The following is an 18249-nucleotide window of genomic DNA, read 5'->3' on the forward strand; positions in this document are numbered from 1 at the left end:
CGCGAAGCGGCCGGGTGGTGAGGTCGGTCAGCGCCCGCCGCGAGCGACGGGGGGCGGGGCGCCCGGCGCTGCGGGCTCCCGTTCCGCCGGATAGACCAGCCCGGCCGAGATCACCAGCTTCGCCGCGTCCTCCACCGTCATGTCGAGGAAGGCCACCTCGGATTCGCGGACATAGAGCAGGAAGCCCGAGGTCGGGTTCGGCGTCGTCGGCAGGAAGACCGACAGCACCGTCTCGCCGTCGCCGATGCGCCGCGACACCTCGCCCTTCGCCTCGGACGACACGAAGGCCAGCGCCCACAGGCCGGGGCGGGGGTACTCGATCAGGCAGGCGCGATCGAACTTGGGGCCGGACTGGGAAAAGATCGTCTCGGCGATCTGCTTGACGGCGTTGTAGACCGACCGGACCACCGGCATCCGGTCGACCAGGCTTTCGGCCCAGCGGATCAGCGACCGCCCGATCAGCCCCTTGGCGAGCCAGCCCACGATCACCGTGAAGACCAGCAGGAAGATCACGCCGACGCCGCGCAGGTCGATGCCGATGTAATGTTCGGGCCGGAACCGGTAGGGCACCAGCGGCAGCACGAAACTGTCGATCCAGCCCGTGACCGTCCAGATCAGCCAGATCGTCAGCGCGATCGGCAGGATCACCACCATCCCGGTCAGGAACGAGGCGCGCAACGCCGCCAGCATTCCGGGGCGGTGCGAGGAGGGGGGCGGGATCAGCGGGCGGCTGTCGGGATCGGTGCGTTTCATCTCGGCTCGGGCGCGGCGTTCGAGTGGCGACAGTAGGGGCAGGCGGCGCGCTTCACAAGCGACGGGCGCGGCGGGGTCAGGCGTCGCGCAGCCGCGCCAGGTCCGCGGCGATCGCGGCGGCCAGCCGGGCGTTGTTGCGCACCAGCGCGATGTTGGTGGCCAGCGACCGGCCCGCCGTCAGCCCGTGCATCCGGTCCAGCAGGAAGGGCGTCACCGCCTTGGCGGCGATGCCCGCCGCCTCGGCCTCGGCCAGCGCGGCGGCGATGACGGGGGCGATCTCCTCCATCGGGATCTCATCGGCGGCGGGCACGGGGTTGGCGACCAGCTGCCCCCCCGGCAGCCCCAGCCGCCCGCGCATCGCATGGGCGGCGGCGATCTCGGCGGGGCTGTCCATGCGCAGCGGCGCGGGCAGGCCGGATCGGCGGGACCAGAAGGCGGGCAATTCGTCCTGCCCGAACGCGATGACCGGCACCCCCAGCGTTTCCAGCACCTCCAGCGTCTTCGGCAGGTCGAGGATCGCCTTCGCCCCGGCGGCCACGACGGTGACGGGGGTTTCGGCCAGTTCCCGCAGGTCGGCGGAGATGTCGAAGCTGGTCTCGGCGCCGCGATGCACGCCGCCGATCCCGCCGGTAGCAAAGACCTCGATCCCGGCCAGATGCGCGCAGATCATCGTCGCGGCGACGGTGGTGGCCCCGGTCCGGCCCGAGACGAGGCAGGCGGCCAGATCGGCACGGCTCAGCTTCAGCGCGTCGGGCGTCCGTGCCAGCCGGTCGAGCATCGCATCGTCGAGCCCCACCCGGATCGCGCCGCCCATCACCGCGATGGTGGCGGGCACCGCGCCCGCGGCACGGATGTCGGCCTCGACCTGCCGTGCGGTGGCCAGGTTCTGCGGATAGGGCATCCCGTGGGTGATGATGGTGCTTTCCAGCGCCACCACGGGACGCCCGGCGGCCAGCGCGGCAGAGGTTTCGTCGGACAGGGTCAGGGGGGCGTCGGTCATGCGGCATCTCCGGCGACATGGGCGGCGGCGGCGGCGAGGGCGGCCTCGAGCGCGGCCTCGCGGGGCAGGCCTTTCAGTTCGGCGGCCAGATGGGCGGCGGCGAAGCGGTCGCCCGCCCCGGTGACCCGGGCGACGGGCACGGGCGGCGGCAGCCGGATCAGCAGGCCGTCTTCCGCCGCATCGGCGCAGGGGCGGGCGCCGTCGGTGACCAGCACCCGCCGCGCGCCGCGTTCGACCAGCGCCGCCGCCGCATCCGCCGCACCGGCGGCGGGCCTGCCGGACAGCGCCGCCGCCTCGGCGATGTTGAGGTAGAGCGTCGCGTGCGGATGCCTGACCAGCGGCGCCAGCCGCCCCGCCTTGCCGAGGCTCGCCGGCACGATCCGCAAATCCGCCGCCGCGAACAGCGCCGATCCCGCGATCTGCGCCAGCAGCGGTTCCGCCAGGTTGCCGTCCAGCACGATCGGCCCGCGCCAGGGCGCGGTGGCGCTGCCGAGCCGGCCGTCGGCCAGAGGCGACAGGATGCGCGCCCCCGCCGCCTCCAGCGTGCGGGCATCGGCGATGGCCGCGACCAGCGCGCCTCCGGCCTCGATGGCGAGGTACTGGTCGGTCGGCATGTCCCCGGGGCGATACAGCCAGCCGGTCGCCACGCCCGCGCGGCCGCACAGCGCCACCAGCTCCTCCCCCGCCGCGTCCGTCCCGACGGCCGACAACAGCGCCGGCCGCGACCCCTGCGCGGCCAGCGCCAGCGCGAGGTTCAGCGCGACCCCGCCGGGGCGGCGCAGGATACGGCCCGGCCGGTCCTCGCCGGGGGCGAGCGGCGCCGGGCTGTCGCCGAGGATGTCCCACAGCGCGCCGCCGATGCAGAGGATGTCAGGGGCGTCGGTCCGGGTCTCGGTCATGGCGGATTGCGGTCATGGGGGCGGGGACGGGGGGACGCGCCGGGCGACACCGCGCCCCGCGCCGGCGGCTTCTTGTCGGCACAAGTATCCTCGGGGGTGAATTGGCCGCAAGGCCAAGAGGGGGCGGAAGGCCCCCTCGGCCCGGCCCTCATCCCGCGACCAGTTCCGGCGCCGCCGCGATCTCCATCCCCTCGACGCGCAGGATTTCCGGTCCGTCGCAGCCGAGGGTGAAGACCGGCAGGTCGGTGACGACGACACGCGCCACATGCTCGCCATCCGCCAGCCGCGCCACCGGCACCACCACGCTGTCCCGGCCCCACAGCGCGCGGGCGCGCCAGTCGCGGATCAGGATGCCGGTATCGGGCGCCAGCCAGACCGCGCCCTCGGGCCGGTCGAAACCGAGCGCGCCGGCCATCACCCGGCAGGCCTCGCCCGTCAGGCGATGCGCGGTGACCGAACGCAGCACCCGCGCCCCGCGCCGGGTGATGACCCGGTCGCCGGGGGCCAGGTATTCCACCGGCAGCGCGCCATCCAGCGTCAGCACCCGGGCGCCCGCGACAATGCCGCCGCGCCCGAAGGCCTGTTGCCCGAAGGCCGCTGCCCCGAAGGCCGGAGTTTCCACCGGGGCCGCCCGCGGGCCGGTCCTGTCACGCGCCTCTTCCCTGGGGGGCACGGCACCTGTCACGGTGCCCCGCCGCCCCCTGCCGTCCTTGCCGGTCATGGGGTTGTCCCTACTGCTGCCGCCTCGTTATTTTTCGTGCAGATTATGGCAGGATTGGCGCCTGTGCGAGCCTTTTCGGCGGCGCCTTTTTCCTCTCGCATCCCGGGGGCGATATTGCTAGAAGGGCGCGGATCAAAGGGGCGGTTCCGCGAGGGGCCGCTTGTTGCGGTCGCGGGTGTGGCGGAACTGGTAGACGCACCAGATTTAGGTTCTGGCGCCGCAAGGCGTGGGGGTTCGAGTCCCTTCACCCGCACCAGGATGAATTAGGACGGGATGAACGAATGCAGGTCACCGAGACCCTGAATGACGGCCTGAAGCGCGGCTACACGATCACGCTCACCGCCGCCGAGCTGGACGCGAAGGTCAGCGAGAAACTCGTCGAGGCGCAGCCCGAGATCGAGATGAAGGGCTTTCGCAAGGGCAAGGTGCCGATGCCGATCCTGCGCAAGCAGTTCGGCCAGCGTCTTCTGGGCGAGGCGATGCAGGACGCCATCGACGGCGCGATGAAGGACCATTTCGACAAGACCGGCGACCGCCCGGCCATGCAGCCCAAGGTCGAGATGCAGGGCGGCGACGCGTGGAAGGAAGGCGATGACGTGGTCGTGTCGCTGTCCTACGACGCGCTGCCCGACATCCCGGATTTCGACGCCAGCGGCCTGACGCTGGAACGTCTGGTGGTGAAGGCCGACGAGGCCGCGGTGACCGAGGCGCTGGAAAACCTCGCCAAGTCGGCGCAGTCCTTCGAGGATCGCAAGAAGGGCTCGAAGGCGAAGGAGGGCGATCAGGTGGTGATCGACTTCCTCGGCAAGGTCGATGGCGAGGCCTTCGAGGGCGGCGCGGCCGAGGATTACCCGCTGGTGCTGGGCTCGGGCTCGTTCATCCCCGGCTTCGAGGATCAGCTGACCGGCGCCAAGGAAGGTGACGAGGTCGAGGTGAAGGTGACCTTCCCGGCCGAATACGGTGCCGCGCATCTGGCCGGCAAGGATGCCGTCTTCGAATGCAAGGTGAAGGCGGTGAAGGCGCCGAAGGCGGCGGAGCTCGACGACGAGCTGGCCAAGAAGTTCGGTGCCGAGGATCTGGACGGGCTGAAGGCGCAGATCGCCCAGCGTCTGGAGGCCGAATTCGCCGGCGCCGCCCGCGCGGTGCTGAAGCGCGGCCTGCTGGACCAGCTCGACACGCAGGTGAAGTTCGACCTGCCCGAGGCGCTGGTCGATGCCGAGGCGAACCAGATCGCCCATCAGCTGTGGCACGAGGAAAATCCCGACGTGCACCATCACGACCACGGCAATATCGAGGTCAGCGACGAACATCGCCAGCTGGCCGAACGCCGGGTGCGGCTTGGCCTGCTGCTGGCCGAACTGGGCCGCAAGCAGGAGATCACCGTCACCGATGCCGAGATGACGCAGGCGGTGCTGGCGCAGGCGCGGCAATATCCGGGGCAGGAGCGCGCCTTCTTCGAGTTCGTGCAGAAGAACCCGCAGATGCAGCAGCAGCTGCGCGCGCCGATCTTCGAGGACAAGGTCGTGGATTACATCGTCGCCAATGCCCAGGTCACCGACAAGGAGATCGGCAAGGACGAGCTGCAGAAGGCCGTCGAGGCGCTCGACGAGCTCTGATCGCCGGACCACGGACGGACGAACGGGGGCCGCCTTCGGGCGGCCCTTTCCGTTTGGCGCGGGTCCGCCGGCCCGGCAAGGACCCGCCGCCCCCCATCGCCGCCACGGAACAACGCCGGGGCAGGGGGGTTCGGGCCAACACGTCGTGACAGCGAGCGAGGAGACATCCATGCGACACGCATCCCTGCGCCTGATCCGGCGCGCCGAGCCCCATGCCGCCGAGCCCCATTCGGCCGACACCGCCACCATCCCGGCGCCCGAGCCCGCCGGGGGCGGGCTGCTGCGGCTGCCGGCACCTGCCGCCGAACGGGCAGACGATTGCCGGATCGCCCGCGCGCGCGAAACCGCGACCGCCGCGCATCTGGGGCAGGACCGCAAGGGCGCCGCGCACCGGCCCTTCCTCGATCACCTGGCCGAGGTGGCGGGCATGGTCGAGGGGTTCGGCGGCACGCCCGAGGCCATCGCCGCGGCCTGGCTGCATGACGTGCTGGAAAAGGCCCATGTCATGACCGGGGCCGAGCTGGCCGAATGTTTCGGCACCCCCCTCGCCGCGGTAGTGGAGGAGCTGACCGATCCGCCCGGGCTGACCCAGGCCGAGCGCGACCATCATCAGGTCGAGGTGGCGGGGCAGCTGTCGCCGGCGGCGGCGCTGGTGAAGATCTGCGACAAGATTTCCAACCTGCGGGCATTGGCCGAGGACCCGCCCGCGGACTGGACCCGCGAGGATCTGCTGCGCCATGCCGAGGTGGCGGCCGATGTCGTGGGCCGGCTGCCCGAGGCGGCGGATGTCGCGCGCCCGGCCTTCCGCCAGGTGCTGGGCGACCTGCGCCGGCTGGCGCTGATCCGGGGTGTGCGCGCGGCGGGCTGAGCCCGGCCCGCGCCATGCGAAAGGGCCGCGCCGGTTGCCCCGGCGCGGCCCTTCTTTATCTGCGCTGCGCCGCGCGGGCGGCGCTGCGGATCACTCGTCCTCGCCCGCGGCGCCGATCTCGTCGAACAGCTCCGCGATCTCGAATTCCGCCGCGGCCTCGGCCTCGGCCGCCAGTTCCTGGATCGACTTGCCCGAAGCCTGCAGTTCGGCCTCTTCGTTCGACCGGGCGACGTTCAGCCGGATCGTGGCCGACACCTCGGGGTGCAGGATGACCGAGGCCTCGTGCAGGCCCAGATCCTTGATCGGCTTGGCCAGCGCGATCTGCTTGCGGTCCACGGTAAAGCCCGCGGCGGTTGCGGCATCGGCCGCGTCGCGCGGCGTCACCGAGCCGTACAGCGCGCCCGAATCCGAGGCGGAGCGGATGACCACGAAGGTCTGGCCGTCCAGCTTGTCGGCCATCGCCGCGGCTTCCTTCTTGGTCTCGAGGTTGTTCGCCTCGAGCTGGGCCTTGCGGGCCTCGAAGGATTTGATGTTGGCATCGTTGGCACGCAGCGCCTTGCCCTGCGGCAAGAGGAAGTTGCGGGCATAGCCGTCACGCACGTTGACGACCTCGCCCATCTGGCCGAGCTTGGCCACACGCTCCAGAAGGATGACTTGCATTGTCCTCTCTCCTTACTTCACGGCATAGGGAAGCAGGGCGAGGAAGCGGGCGCGCTTGATGGCGCGCGCGAGTTCACGCTGCTTCTTGGCCGAGACGGCGGTGATCCGGGCGGGGACGATCTTGCCGCGCTCGCTGATATAGCGCTGCAGCAGGCGGACGTCCTTGTAGTCGATCTTCGGCGCGTTGTCGCCCGAGAACGGGCAGACCTTGCGGCGGCGGAAAAACGGTTTGGCTGCCATGATCTATGGTCCTTTCTTCAGGCTCTGATCAACGACGGAAGCCGCCGCGGTCGCCGCGGTCGCCCCCACGGTCGCCGCCGCGGTCACCCCGGTCGCCCCGGTCGCCGCGATCCCCGCGGTCGCCGCCGCGGTCCCCACGGTCGCCGCGGTCCCCGCGATCGCCCCGCTCGTCGCGGCGCTGCATCTGCACCGACGGACCCTCGTCATGCGCCTCGACCTTCACGGTCAGCACGCGCATCACGTCGTCATGCAGGCGGGCAAGACGCTCCATCTCCAGCACGGCGGCGGCGGGCGCATCCGTGCGCAGATAGGCGTAGTGGCCCTTGCGGTTCTTGTTGATCTTGTAGGCCATCGTCTTCACGCCCCAGTATTCGGAGCCGACGACCGTGCCGCCATTGTCGGCGAGAACGGTCGAGAAGTGTTCGACAAGGCCTTCGGCCTGCGCGTTGGACAGGTCCTGACGCGCGATGAGGACATGCTCGTAAAGCGGCATGCAATCTCCTGTTGTCTCGGGCGGCTTCATCGGCGGGACCAGACCTTCCGCGCCCCGCCTCGAGGGGCTCGCCGGTTTCGCAGATGCGGAAGGATGGGGCCTTATACACGGATCGCGCCGGGGCGCAAGCGCGGCTTGGCCGGGCCGGGCGAAAGCGGGGCCGACCGTGCAGGACCGCACAGGATTTGTTGGCGCCTGTCGAATTGTGAAGGGTCGCCGCGACAGGCACCTTGCCCGCGCAAACCGCCCTGTTCAACGGAGTTCCCGATGAAGCCCAGCCTGACCGCCCTCGTCCTCGCCTCCACCGCCCTCGTCACCCCGGCCTTCGCCGCGCCCGAGGCCTATACGCTCGATCCCAGCCACAGCCAGATCGTGTTCAGCTACAACCATCTCGGCTTTTCGACCGGGACCGGCATGTTCTCGGGCTTCGAGGGCCAGATCCAGTTCGACCAGGAAGACCCGGCCGCCTCGTCGGTCACCGTGTCCTTCCCGGTGCGCAGCATGCTGACCGGCTGGCAGGAGCGGTTCGACCACTTCATGTCGCCCGACTTCTTCGACGCGTCGGAGGACGAGATGGTCACCTTCACCTCGACCTCCATCGAGGTCACGGGCGAGACGACGGCGCTGATCACCGGCGACCTGACGCTGAACGGCGTCACCAAACCGGTCGTGCTGGAGGCGACGCTGAACCAGATCGGCGATCACCCGATGGAGGGCAAGCCCTGGGCCGGCTTCGATGCCACCACCACGCTGATCCGGTCGGATTATAACCTCGGCCTGTTCGCGCCCTATGTGTCGGACGAGGTGACGGTGCAGATCTCGGTCGAGGCGATGAAGGCCGAATAAGCCGCGCCAGCCGCCGGAACATGGAAAGGGCCGCCCTTGACGGGGCGGCCCTTTTTTTGCGGCTGTCGTCCGGTCGCGTCTGGCAGTCGCGGGTCGGTCAGTTCCGGGTGGCGGTCAGCGCCACATCGACCTGGGTGACGAAGCCCACCGTCCGTTCGTCGTCATAGCCCGATCCCATGCCATAGTCCCGCCGGTCGATGGCGGCGCTGCCGGTCATCCGCGCCGTGTCGCCCTCGATCGCCAGCGTGAAGGGCAGGGTCAGCGGCCGTTCGAGGCCGCGCATCTCCAGCGTGCCGGTGGCGACGTGGCCCTCGGCCGCGGGCGCGATCTCGCCGCGGAAGACGGCGGTCGGGAAGGCGCCGGCATTCAGGAAGTCGGGTCCGAGCGCCTGTTCGGCGGTCGATCCCATCGACAGGCTCGCCAGCCGGATCGTCACCGTCACGTTGCCGGTGCCCGTCGCCTCGTCATAGCGGATGTCGGCGGTCCAGTCGGTGAAACTGCCGGTCAGCGCCTTGCCCATCCGGCTGAGCGAGATGCCGAGGCTGCCTTCCGTCACCGTCCAGACGGGGGCGGTGCTTTCGGTCGCGGGGGCGGGGTCGGCGGCGGCCTGCTGCGCCGGAACGCCCGCCTCCGCCTCTGCGGCGCGGTCCAGCGCGGCGGGTCCGACCGCCGCCGCCCAGACCAGCAGCGCCAGCCCAAAGGCTGCGATCCCGCCATGCCCGCCGCCGCCGGTTCCCGCGGCCCGGCCGCTGACCATCCGCGACAGCGTGCCGTCGCGGTCGATGACCGCGTGTTTCAGCGCACCCGCCACATGCAGGGCCACCGCCCCCACCAGCACCGGAACCGCGGCGCGGTGGATGGCCTCGGCCACCTCGGCCACGCGCTCGGACTGCGGCACGAAGGGCAGGGCCTGGCCGAAGGGCCACAGGATCGGCGCATAGCCGGTCAGGGCCGAATGCTGCACCCAGCCCGACAGCGGCATCACCAGCATCGCGCCATAGAGCGCCCAGTGCACCGCGCCGGCCGCCAGCACCTCCAGCCGCCGGTCGGGATGGACCGGCGCGGGGCGGGGCTGGGCCAGCGCCCAGAGGATCCGCGCCAGCGCCAGCAGGAAGACGCTGACGCCGATGGTCTTGTGCAGCGAATAGACCTGCATCAGCCGCGCGACCTCGGCATCGCTGCCGGTGGGCAGCCCTTCGGCATATTGGCCGAGCGCGAAGGCCGTGGCGATGAACAGCGCGACGAGCCAGTGGAAGCTGCGGGCGACGAGCCCGTAGCGGGTGGCGGTATTGGCAAGGGCCATGGGCGATCCCCGGATGAACGACACGGGCCGCACTTTATCCGCCACGCCATCGCCTGCCCATGCGGCAGCGGTCACAGCCTCTGTGCGGCAGTGCAGCGACGGCAGGGCCCCTGCGCCGGATCGCGCCCCGCCCGATCCGGGATCGCGGGCAGTTGTGAAACACGCCTGCTTTCGCTAGGACAGCCCACATCACGCAAAGCGGCCTTGCGGGCGATACGGGCGGTGACAGCCCGGCAGTCCGGACCCGGGGCCACGGAGGAGAGCGAGCATGACCAGGGCCTTCCTTTTCCCCGGACAGGGGGTGCAGACGATCGGCATGGGCCGGGCGCTGGCGGAGAGCTATCCCGCGGCGCGCGCGGTTTTCGACGAGGTCGACGCGGCGCTCGGCCAGAACCTGTCGGGGCTGATCTGGGATGGCGAGATCGAGACGCTGACCCTGACCGAGAACACCCAGCCCGCGGTGATGGCGACCTCGATCGCCGCCATGCGCGCGCTGGAGGCCGAGGGGGTCGCGGTGACCGAGGCGGCCTTCGTCGCCGGCCATTCGCTGGGGGAATATTCCGCGCTCTGCGCCACCGGCGCGATCAGCCTGTCCGACACCGCGCGGCTGCTGCGCCTGCGCGGCCGCGCGATGCAGGAGGCGGTGCCGGTGGGCGCCGGCACGATGGCGGCGCTGGTGGGCGTCGATTTCGCCACGGCCGACGAAATCGCGCTGGAATCGGTGGCGCAGGGGCCGGGGGGCGAACTGTGCCGCGCCGCCAATGACAACGACCCGATGCAGGTGGTGATCTCGGGCCATACCACGGCGGTGGAGCGCGCGCTGGACATCGCCAAGGCGCATGGGGCGAAACGCGCGATCCTGCTGCCGGTCTCGGCCCCGTTCCACTGCCCGCTGATGCAGCCCGCCGCCGAGGCGATGGCCGCCGCGCTGGCCAATGTGGCCATCGCCGTGCCCTCGGTGCCCCTGGTGCCGAACGTGCTGGCCCGCGCCGTCACCGATCCCGAAACCATCCGCGACCTGCTGGTGCGGCAGGTGACCGGCTCGGTCCGCTGGCGCGAGAGCGTGGCCTTCATGGCCGCCGAGGGCGTGACCGAATTCTGGGAGATCGGCCCGGGCAAGGCGCTGTCCGGCATGGTCAAGCGCATCGCCCGCGACGCGGCCACCCGCACCTTCGGCCTGCCGGACGAGGTGGCGGCGGTCCGGGGCTGAGGGGCGAACGCTAGCCGGTGCTCCGGCGCGGCCCGGTGGCGGCCTCGGGCCGCAGCAGGCGTTGCATCGCCTCGCGCAGGCGCGGCGGCGGCATGTCGGCCTCGATCTCGATGAAGGCCACGCCTGCGCGGCGCAGCGCCTCGCGCTTGACGGCGTCGCGCATGAAGGCCTTCCCCTGATGGTGGCCGCTGCCCTGATACTCGATCGCCGCGACCAGCCGGCCCCGGCGGTCGATCAGCGCGAAATCCAGTCGCTTCGAGTTGATCGAGCGATAGGCCGCATCGCGGGCCGCCGCATCCGCCGATCCGGGGCTGGGGCGGATCAGCTCGCCCAGGCTGGTCTGCGCCATGAGGCGGTGCCCGTCGCCGAAGTCGCGGGTCGCGGCCTCCAGCACCGGCAGGTAGCGGTATTCCGAGGCGTTCAGCAACGGCACCGTTTCGAACGACACCTTCGATACGGCGTCGATCTGGTCGAGTGGGTTCGCGACATTGCGCGGCGGTGCGGCGGCGGGCCAGGGGCTGACGGTCGCCTTGTGCCGCCGGAACCCGGACCTTCGCGATCCGCGCCGCGTCGCCCCGCGGATCAGCAGGGGCAGCACAAGCCCCAGCACCGCCAGCAGGGCAAGCGGAAGCCAATCGGCGGAGGCGAGGCCCGAGGCGAGGCCCGAGGCGAGGCCGGAGGAGGCGGAGAAATAGGGGTTTGTCTGGAACATGGCAGGTCCGAGTCGGGGCAGCGTCAGGGCTTCGCGCATGATTTCCCGCGATCTGGTCAAAAACGCGGCGATCCTGTGCCTGATGCCGACGAGTCCGGGTAGCGCGGGGCCGTCACGGCTGCTATGTGCGCCCGAAAATCGGGAACTGCGGAGGGACCCATGTTCGATCTGACGGGAAAGGCGGCGCTGGTCACCGGCGCCTCGGGGGGGATCGGTGCCGAGATCGCGCGCGCCTTGCACGGGGCGGGGGCCACGGTCGGCCTGTCCGGCACGCGCGAGGGGCCGCTGGCCGATCTGGCGGCGGAACTGGGCGAGCGGGCGCATGTGCTGCCCTGCAACCTCGCGGTGCCGGAGGAGGTCGAGGCGCTGATCGGCCGGGCCACGGCAGCGATGGGCGCGGTCGACATCCTCGTCAACAATGCCGGCATCACCCGCGACGGGCTGATGCTGCGCATGTCGGACGAGGACTGGGCGGCGGTGATCGACGTCAACCTGACCGCGACCTTCCGGCTGACCCGCGCCGCGCTGCGCGGCATGATGAAATCCCGCTGGGGCCGGATCATCAGTATCACCTCGGTCGTGGGGGCCGAGGGCAATCCGGGCCAGGCCAACTATGCCGCCGCCAAGGCCGGCGTCACCGCGCTGAGCAAGAGCCTCGCCAAGGAGGTGGCCAGCCGCGGCGTGACGGTGAACTGCGTGGCGCCGGGCTTCATCGCCACCGCGATGACCGACAAGCTGAACGAGGAACAGAAGGGCCGGATCCTGTCCGAGGTGCCGGCGGGCCGCATGGGTCTGCCGGCCGAGGTCGGGGCCTCGGTGCTCTATCTCGCCAGCCCCGAGGCCGCCTATGTGACGGGCGCCACGCTGCATGTGAACGGCGGCATGTGGATGACCTGAGCAGGCCGTCGCCGCTGCCGCAAGGACGCCTTGCGGACCCCCGATTCCGCACTTGCGAAAGCGGTTGCCTTCATAGCTTACTATGCTATAGGCGGCGTCAGACGAGCCCGGGGTGTCTCCGAAGGTTGCCTACCGGCAGTCGGCCGCGCCGCTGGCGTGGCAGCAACCGCTCGGAGACGGGCAAGGGACAGACAGGGCTTACGGCCCGCAGAGTGAGGACTGGACATGAGCGATATCGCTGATCGCGTGAAGAAGATCGTCGTCGAACATCTCGGCGTCGAAGAGGACAAGGTGACCGAGAATGCCTCGTTCATCGACGACCTGGGCGCGGACAGCCTCGACACGGTGGAACTGGTCATGGCCTTCGAGGAAGAGTTCGGGATCGAGATCCCCGATGACGCCGCCGAGACGATCCAGACCTTCGGCGATGCGGTCAAATTCATCTCGGACGCCGCCTGAGCCGCCACTGCGGTCCATAGCGGGACGATGACGGACGGCGCCCCCAGGGGCGCCGTTTCGCATTCCGGACCGGACGTCCCGGTCAGACGGCCATCAGCCGCGGCCGGCCTTCGGTGCCCGTCGACGACGATGCCACAGGGCCGGACGGCGCGGGTTCGGCGCCCATCCGCGCCTCGGCCAGCAGCGCCACCAACAGCCCCACATGCCGGATGACGGAATAGCCCGCCCGGCCCTCGCGGCGGTCGGCATCGGCCAGTGCCTCGGCCTCGACCAGCGCGGCGAGGGCGCGGCCGGGGGCGGGCTGGCCGGCCCGCGGCAGCAACCGGCGCAGGTCGCGCGCCCGGTCGTATTCGGCCAGCCCGGCACGGGCCGCGCGGATCAAGAGCGCCGGGCGGCGCAGGCGGGCGAGGGATACGGGCGCATCGGTCATGTCGGCTCCTGGATGACAAGGGCCGCAGACTGCCGCGGGCAGGCGCCGCGTTGCAGGCGCGCCGCCTTCGGCGCGCGGCGGCTTCCCGGCGGATTCAGGGATTGGCAAGAAATATCGCCGCACTGCGAAGGAGTTAACGGACAGGTAAGCATATGCAACTGACGGTTGTTTCGGTTCCTGCGGGACCGGCACCGGGACTGGCACCGGACTCGTTGGTCCCGGGCACGGGCACGGGAGGGGGCACGGGCGGGGGGCGCGGGACGGGGGACGGCATGACGATGACCACCAGCCTGGGGGAGATCGCGGGCGGGATCGCCGGAGGGATCGCGGGCGCGCCGGCGCGGCCGGTCGCCGTGCCCTTCCCCGACTGGCTGCCGGAGAATGCGCAGCTGTATCTGCGCCATGTCGAGGGCGGCCAGTCGATCCGCGCCATCGCCCGGGCCGAGGGCTGCCATGCCTCGACGATCCTGCGCCGGGTGCGCCGGATGGAGAACCGGCGCGACGATCCCCTGGTGGACGAGGCGCTGAACCGGCTGGCCCGTGCGGGCGCCGCACCGCCCGCCCTTGCCGCGGCGCCCGCCGCCCGGGCCTCCGCCGCGCCCTCCGCACTGCCCCCGACCGAACCGACGACCGAGGAGACCTTCACCGTGACCGCCCCCCTGCGCCCGCATCCCTCGGCCCCGGCCGACCGCTTCGACACTGCCGATGCCGCCTCCGCCGGGCTGGCGGGCGAGGCGCGGCGGATCCTGCGCCGGCTGTGCGAGCCGGGGGCCCAGCTGGCCGTCGCGCCCGAGATGGACAAGGCCGCGGTCCTGCGCGGCACGGTGCGCACCGCCGTCACCGATCGCGCCGCCGCGCAGGCCTTCGCGCTGAAGGACTGGATCGCGCCGCGACGGCAGCAGGGCCGCGTCACGCTGTACGAGATCACCCAGTCCGGCCGCGCGGCGCTGAAGCGGCTTCTGGCCGAGGCGCCGGAGCGGGGCACGGGGCTGGCCGAGGCGCCGCAGGCCTTCGATCCGCATCCGGCCGCGTCATCCCGGCCCGATCAGCCCCCTTCCGGTCAACCCCATGCCGACAGACACCGCGTCTGGGGCGAGCGCGAGGTGACCGGGGAGGATGGCACCCGCCGCAGCCTGCGCTGCAACCTGGCCGAGACGCCGCTGACCGTGCTGGCGCGGCGGCGCGAGAAGGACGGCACGCTGTTCCTGACGCCCGACCTGGTGGCGGCGGGCGAGCGGCTGCGCGAGGATTTCGAACTGGCGCAGATGGGGCCGCGGGTGGCGCAGAACTGGGACCGGTTCCTGACCGCCGGCGACCGCGGTCCGGCGGGGCCGGGCGAGGGCCCGGCGATGGGGCCGCAGCGCGCCCGCGACCGGGTGGCGGCGGCGCTGCGCGAACTGGGGCCGGGGCTCGGCGACATGGTGCTGCGCTGCTGCTGCCTGCTGGAAGGGCTGGAGGCGGCGGAACGACGGCTCGGCTGGTCGGCACGGTCGGGCAAGATCGTGCTGCGGATCGCGCTGATCCGGCTGAAGCGGCACTACGAGGAGACGGGCGGCGCGCCGCTGATCGGCTGACGCTGGTACCGGGGCCGAAGGAGGGGGCTTTCCGCCCCCTCTTGCGGCTGGCGCCGCAATTCACCCCCGAGGATATTTGCGAGCAGAAGATGGCCGGGGCGGAAGGCACTCTGCCGCCGCAGCGCATTCCTGCGCCCGCAGCGATCCCGAAAGCCGCCGTCAGTACCTGCGGTCAATAGCTGCGGATCAGCCCCACCAGCCGCCCCTGCACCGCCACGGCGTGATCGGGCAGGGTGCGGGTGGGATAGTCGGGATTGGCGGCTTCCAGCGCGATCATTCCGCCCTTGCGGCGGAAATACTTCAGCGTCGCCTCCTGCCCCTCGACCAGCGCCACGACGATGTCGCCGTTCTCGGCGGTGTCCTGTTCGCGGATCACCACGATGTCGCCGTCGTTGATCCCGGCGCCGATCATCGAATCCCCCCGCACTTCCAGCGCGTAATGCTGGCCGCGGCCCGACAGCATCGAGCCCGGCACCGCGACATGATGCGAGATTTCGGAGATCGCCTCGATCGGGACGCCAGCGGCGATGCGGCCCATCACCGGCAGTTCCAGGGCATGGACCGCCGAAACCGGCATCGCACCGGCGGGCGGGGCGGCGGGCTGCTTCGGCGCGGGTCGCGTGCCCTCGATCACCCGAAGGGGGGCGGCGGAGGGCGCTTCGGTCCGGCGGCGTTCCATCGCCTCGGGCAGCTTCACGATCTCGATCGCGCGGGCCCGATGGGCAAGGCGGCGGATGAAGCCCCGTTCCTCCAGCGCGGTGATCAGGCGGTGGATGCCCGACTTGGATTTCAGGTCCAGCGCCTCTTTCATCTCGTCGAAGGAGGGGGGCACCCCGTCGCGGTCCATCCGGTCGCGGATGAAGTCGAGCAGTTCCATCTGCTTGCGCGTCAGCATGTCATCCGGTCCTTGTGCCCCCGCCTGCGGCGTTTCCGGAATGTTCTGACACCGTTCCCCGTTTGTGTCAATGGGTTCGGGCAGACGCGGGTGCGCTGGCTATAGTGCGATGAACTCCACCGCGCTTCCCGCCGGCCGGGCCGGATCGTGGGGCGGGCGGATCAGCAGCGCCCCGGCCTCGGCCATCAGGGTCAGCCGGGCGCTGTCCTGGCTGGCGAAGGGGCGCAGGCGCGGCAGCGGCGCCGCCGGATCGTCCAGCCGCTCGGCCCGCATGTAATGCGCGCGCGGCCCGTTCGCGTCGAGATCGGTGGCGGCGATGCCTCGCTGCGTCTCTACCCGGCCCGGCAGGCCCTGCAGCGCGGCCAGGAGCGGCAGCAGGAACAGGTGGCCGCAGACGATGGCGCTGACCGGGTTGCCGGGCAGGCCCAGCATCGCCGCCCCGCCGATGCGGCCGGCCATCAGCGGCTTGCCCGGGCGCATCGCGATCTTCCAGAAGGCGAGGTCGAGCCCCAGGTCCCCCGCCACCTTCCCCACGAGGTCATGATCCCCGACCGAGGCGCCGCCGATGGTGACGATCACGTCGGCGCCCTCGGCGAGTGCGAAGCTGTGGCGCAGGCTGTCCTCGCTGTCCCGCGCGATGGGCAGCATCCGCACCGCGGCGCCCGCCGCCTCGGCCATGGCGGCCAGCGCGAAGCTGTTCGAGGCGACGATCTGGTCGGGGCGGGGGTCCTCGCCGGGCATCACCAACTCGTCGCCCGTGGCGATCAGCGCGACCTCGGGGCGGCGGTGGACACGCAGGTCCGGCAGGTTCATCGCCGCGGCCAGCGCCAGATCGACGGGGCGCAGCCGGCGGGGTGGCCGTATCGCCTCGCCCGCGCGAAAATCCTGCCCGGGGGCGCGGATATGGGTCGCCGCTTCCAGCCGGTCGCCCAGGGTGATGCGGTCGCCGTCGCGCGTCACATCCTCTTGCAGCACCACGCGGTCGGCGCCCTCCGGCACCGGGGCGCCGGTGAAGATGCGCACCGCGCAGCCGGATTCCACCTTGCCGGCATGGGCATGGCCCGCGCCCGCCTCGCCCGCGATGCGCAGGACCGTGCCAGGGCGGTGATCGGCCTCGCGGATCGCATAGCCGTCCATGGCCGAGGCGGCGAAGGGCGGCTGGTCGCGGCGGGCCAGCGCCGGTTCGGCCAGGACCCGGCCCGCCGCCTGCCGCAGCGGCACAGTTTCGGAGGGCAGGGGGCCGGCCAACGCCAGCACCCGGGCCAGCGCCTCCTCGACGGGGATCATGTCCCGTCCCCCGGGGGAGCGGTTCCGGCGGCGGTCCAGGTGCCCGACTTGCCGCCCTCTTTCGACACGAGCCGCACCGCCTCGATCCGCATGCCTTTCTCGGCGGCCTTCAGCATGTCGTAGATGGTCAGCGCGGCGACGGTCACGGCGGTCAGCGACTCCATCTCCACCCCGGTGCGGCCGGTGGTGCGGACGGTCGCCACGATCCGCACGCCGGGCAGGGCGGGGTCCGCGGTCAGGTCCAGCGCCACCTTCGACAAGGGCAGCGGATGGCAGAGCGGGATCAGATCGGCGGTGCGCTTGGCGCCCATGATGCCCGCCAGGCGCGCCACGCCGAGCACGTCGCCCTTGGCCGCGCCGCCAGCGGCCACCAGCGCCAGCGTTTGCGCCCCCATCACCACCGCGCCTTCGGCCACGGCGGTGCGGGCGGTTTCCGCCTTGCCCGAGACATCGACCATATGCGCCTGTCCGGCGGCGTCGAAATGGGTCAGTGGCGAGGGCGGCTCGGCCATCAGGCGGCATCTTCCGGCTGGGCGGGCGTCGCCACCGGATCGGCCAGCAGCGCCCGGGTGGCGGCCGCGACATCGGCCTGCCGCATCAGGCTTTCGCCGATCAGGAAGGCGCGCGCGCCTACCTCGGCCATCGCGGCAAGGTCGGTGGGGGTAAAGAGCCCGCTTTCGCAGACCAGCCGCCGGTCGGCGGGCAGGCGCGGCGCCAGCCGGCGCGTCGTGTCGAGCGAGACCTCGAAGGTCTTCAGGTTGCGGTTGTTGACCCCGATCAGCGGCGAGGCGAGCCGCAGCGCACGGTCGAGTTCCGCCTCGTCATGCACCTCGATCAGCGCGTCCATCCCCCAGTCTCGCGCGGCGGCTTCCAGTTCGGCCGCCAGCGCATCGTCAACCGAGGCCATGATGATCAGGATGCAGTCGGCGCCCCAGGCCCGCGCCTCGGCCACCTGGTAGGGGTCGTAGAGGAAATCCTTCCGCAGCGCCGGCAGGTCGCAGGCAGCGCGGGCGGCGGTCAGGTAGTCCGGCGCGCCCTGGAACGAGGGGGCATCCGTCAGTACCGACAGGCAGGTCGCCCCGCCTGCCGCATAGGCGCGGGCCAGCGCGGGCGGGTCGAAATCGCCGCGGATCAGCCCCTTGGAGGGACTTGCCTTCTTGATTTCGGCGATCAGGCCGTAACCGGTGGCCGAGGCGGCGGCGAGGGCAGAGGCGAAGCCGCGCGGGGCATCTGCGGCGCGGGCCGCGGCCTCCACCTCCGACAGCGGGCGGGCGGCCTTGGCGGCAGCGATTTCCTGCAGCTTGTAGGCCCTGATCTTGTCGAGAATGTCCATGCGCCCGTTCTAGCGCCGCCCGGGGCCGATGGAAAGCGCCCAGCATCCCCCGG

Annotated in this window: 21 protein-coding genes and 1 tRNA gene; 8 read left to right on the top strand and 14 right to left on the bottom strand. The window is 71.6% G+C overall.

Annotation, left to right across the window (positions count from 1 at the left end; genetic code table 11):
* Positions 1–27 precede the first annotated feature (27 nt).
* The 4 genes from EEY80_RS11550 to EEY80_RS11565 form a co-directional block, all read right to left on the bottom strand.
* Positions 28–753 carry a DUF502 domain-containing protein gene (locus tag EEY80_RS11550; protein WP_126976729.1) on the bottom strand — a complete coding sequence of 242 codons (726 nt, stop codon included), beginning with the start codon at positions 751–753 and terminating at the stop codon, positions 28–30.
* A 76-nt stretch (positions 754–829) separates the two neighbouring features.
* The gene (locus EEY80_RS11555) at positions 830–1753 is read right to left on the bottom strand and encodes a pseudouridine-5'-phosphate glycosidase (protein WP_126976730.1); all 924 of its coding nucleotides are present in this window, start codon (positions 1751–1753) and stop codon (positions 830–832) included.
* Complete coding sequence (locus EEY80_RS11560; RefSeq protein WP_126976731.1) at positions 1750–2652, bottom strand: PfkB family carbohydrate kinase; 903 nt, start codon at positions 2650–2652, stop codon at positions 1750–1752. Before EEY80_RS11560 ends, EEY80_RS11555 begins: the two co-directional genes overlap by 4 nt.
* A 148-nt stretch (positions 2653–2800) precedes the next feature.
* Positions 2801–3373 (bottom strand): Hint domain-containing protein, encoded by a 573-nt coding sequence (locus EEY80_RS11565; RefSeq protein ID WP_126976732.1) that lies wholly within the window; start codon positions 3371–3373, stop codon positions 2801–2803.
* A 171-nt stretch (positions 3374–3544) separates the two neighbouring features.
* Here EEY80_RS11565 and EEY80_RS11570 point away from each other — a divergent pair.
* From EEY80_RS11570 to EEY80_RS11580, 3 genes are all read left to right on the top strand, one after another.
* Positions 3545–3629, top strand: a tRNA-Leu gene (locus tag EEY80_RS11570).
* 25 nt (positions 3630–3654) lie between these two features.
* Positions 3655–4989 carry a trigger factor gene (gene tig / locus EEY80_RS11575; RefSeq protein WP_126976733.1) on the top strand — a complete coding sequence of 445 codons (1335 nt, stop codon included), beginning with the start codon at positions 3655–3657 and terminating at the stop codon, positions 4987–4989.
* A gap of 169 nt (positions 4990–5158) precedes the next feature.
* Positions 5159–5857, top strand: a complete 699-nt coding sequence (locus EEY80_RS11580; protein ID WP_164738230.1) for an HD domain-containing protein — start codon at positions 5159–5161, stop codon at positions 5855–5857.
* A gap of 90 nt (positions 5858–5947) precedes the next feature.
* Here EEY80_RS11580 and rplI read toward each other — a convergent pair whose 3' ends face one another.
* The 3 genes from rplI to rpsF are packed head-to-tail and all read right to left on the bottom strand — an operon-like array spanning position 5948 to position 7250.
* The gene (rplI, locus tag EEY80_RS11585) at positions 5948–6517 is read right to left on the bottom strand and encodes a 50S ribosomal protein L9 (RefSeq protein WP_126976735.1); all 570 of its coding nucleotides are present in this window, start codon (positions 6515–6517) and stop codon (positions 5948–5950) included.
* 12 nt (positions 6518–6529) lie between these two features.
* On the bottom strand, positions 6530–6757 hold the full coding sequence (gene rpsR / locus EEY80_RS11590; RefSeq protein ID WP_126976736.1) for a 30S ribosomal protein S18: 228 nt from the start codon (positions 6755–6757) through the stop codon (positions 6530–6532).
* 28 nt (positions 6758–6785) lie between these two features.
* A complete protein-coding gene (gene rpsF / locus EEY80_RS11595; protein ID WP_126976737.1) occupies positions 6786–7250 on the bottom strand; it encodes a 30S ribosomal protein S6 in 465 nt (154 codons plus the stop codon).
* 267 nt (positions 7251–7517) lie between these two features.
* Here rpsF and EEY80_RS11600 point away from each other — a divergent pair, with 267 nt between their 5' ends.
* A complete protein-coding gene (locus EEY80_RS11600) occupies positions 7518–8096 on the top strand; it encodes a YceI family protein (RefSeq protein ID WP_126976738.1) in 579 nt (192 codons plus the stop codon).
* A 97-nt stretch (positions 8097–8193) separates the two neighbouring features.
* Here EEY80_RS11600 and EEY80_RS11605 read toward each other — a convergent pair whose 3' ends face one another.
* Positions 8194–9399, bottom strand: coding sequence for a cytochrome b/b6 domain-containing protein (locus tag EEY80_RS11605; RefSeq protein WP_126976739.1), 1206 nt, complete (start codon positions 9397–9399; stop codon positions 8194–8196).
* Between the two features lie 268 nt (positions 9400–9667).
* Between EEY80_RS11605 and fabD the strand changes: the two genes are divergently transcribed.
* On the top strand, positions 9668–10609 hold the full coding sequence (gene fabD / locus EEY80_RS11610) for an ACP S-malonyltransferase (RefSeq protein WP_126976740.1): 942 nt from the start codon (positions 9668–9670) through the stop codon (positions 10607–10609).
* A gap of 10 nt (positions 10610–10619) precedes the next feature.
* Here fabD and EEY80_RS11615 read toward each other — a convergent pair whose 3' ends face one another.
* Positions 10620–11321: a DUF2726 domain-containing protein gene (locus EEY80_RS11615; protein ID WP_164738231.1), complete on the bottom strand. Its 702-nt coding sequence runs from the start codon at positions 11319–11321 to the stop codon at positions 10620–10622.
* A gap of 159 nt (positions 11322–11480) precedes the next feature.
* On the opposite strand from EEY80_RS11615, the gene fabG reads away from it, so the two are divergent.
* Positions 11481–12218 (top strand): 3-oxoacyl-[acyl-carrier-protein] reductase, encoded by a 738-nt coding sequence (gene fabG, locus EEY80_RS11620; RefSeq protein WP_126976742.1) that lies wholly within the window; start codon positions 11481–11483, stop codon positions 12216–12218.
* A gap of 225 nt (positions 12219–12443) precedes the next feature.
* The gene (locus tag EEY80_RS11625; RefSeq protein WP_126976743.1) at positions 12444–12677 is read left to right on the top strand and encodes an acyl carrier protein; all 234 of its coding nucleotides are present in this window, start codon (positions 12444–12446) and stop codon (positions 12675–12677) included.
* Between the two features lie 82 nt (positions 12678–12759).
* Here the strand turns inward: EEY80_RS11625 and EEY80_RS11630 are convergent, their stop codons facing one another.
* Positions 12760–13107 (bottom strand): DUF6477 family protein, encoded by a 348-nt coding sequence (locus EEY80_RS11630; RefSeq protein ID WP_205749098.1) that lies wholly within the window; start codon positions 13105–13107, stop codon positions 12760–12762.
* Positions 13108–13379: 272 nt separating this feature from the next.
* On the opposite strand from EEY80_RS11630, the gene EEY80_RS11635 reads away from it, so the two are divergent.
* Positions 13380–14681, top strand: coding sequence for a DUF6456 domain-containing protein (locus EEY80_RS11635; protein WP_235829807.1), 1302 nt, complete (start codon positions 13380–13382; stop codon positions 14679–14681).
* Between the two features lie 172 nt (positions 14682–14853).
* Here EEY80_RS11635 and lexA read toward each other — a convergent pair whose 3' ends face one another.
* From lexA to trpC, 4 genes are all read right to left on the bottom strand, one after another.
* Positions 14854–15576, bottom strand: a complete 723-nt coding sequence (gene lexA / locus EEY80_RS11640) for a transcriptional repressor LexA (protein ID WP_126976744.1) — start codon at positions 15574–15576, stop codon at positions 14854–14856.
* A 99-nt stretch (positions 15577–15675) separates the two neighbouring features.
* A complete protein-coding gene (locus EEY80_RS11645) occupies positions 15676–16863 on the bottom strand; it encodes a molybdopterin molybdotransferase MoeA (RefSeq protein WP_126976745.1) in 1188 nt (395 codons plus the stop codon).
* Positions 16860–17375 carry a cyclic pyranopterin monophosphate synthase MoaC gene (gene moaC / locus EEY80_RS11650; protein ID WP_126976746.1) on the bottom strand — a complete coding sequence of 172 codons (516 nt, stop codon included), beginning with the start codon at positions 17373–17375 and terminating at the stop codon, positions 16860–16862. The genes EEY80_RS11645 and moaC overlap by 4 nt, the downstream gene beginning before the upstream one ends.
* Complete coding sequence (gene trpC, locus EEY80_RS11655; protein ID WP_126976747.1) at positions 17375–18196, bottom strand: indole-3-glycerol phosphate synthase TrpC; 822 nt, start codon at positions 18194–18196, stop codon at positions 17375–17377. The genes moaC and trpC overlap by 1 nt, the downstream gene beginning before the upstream one ends.
* Between the last annotated feature and the right edge of the window lie 53 nt (positions 18197–18249).

This window comes from Frigidibacter oleivorans, from assembly GCF_003993775.1.
In the GTDB taxonomy this organism is placed as follows: Bacteria; Pseudomonadota; Alphaproteobacteria; order Rhodobacterales; family Rhodobacteraceae; genus Frigidibacter; species Frigidibacter oleivorans.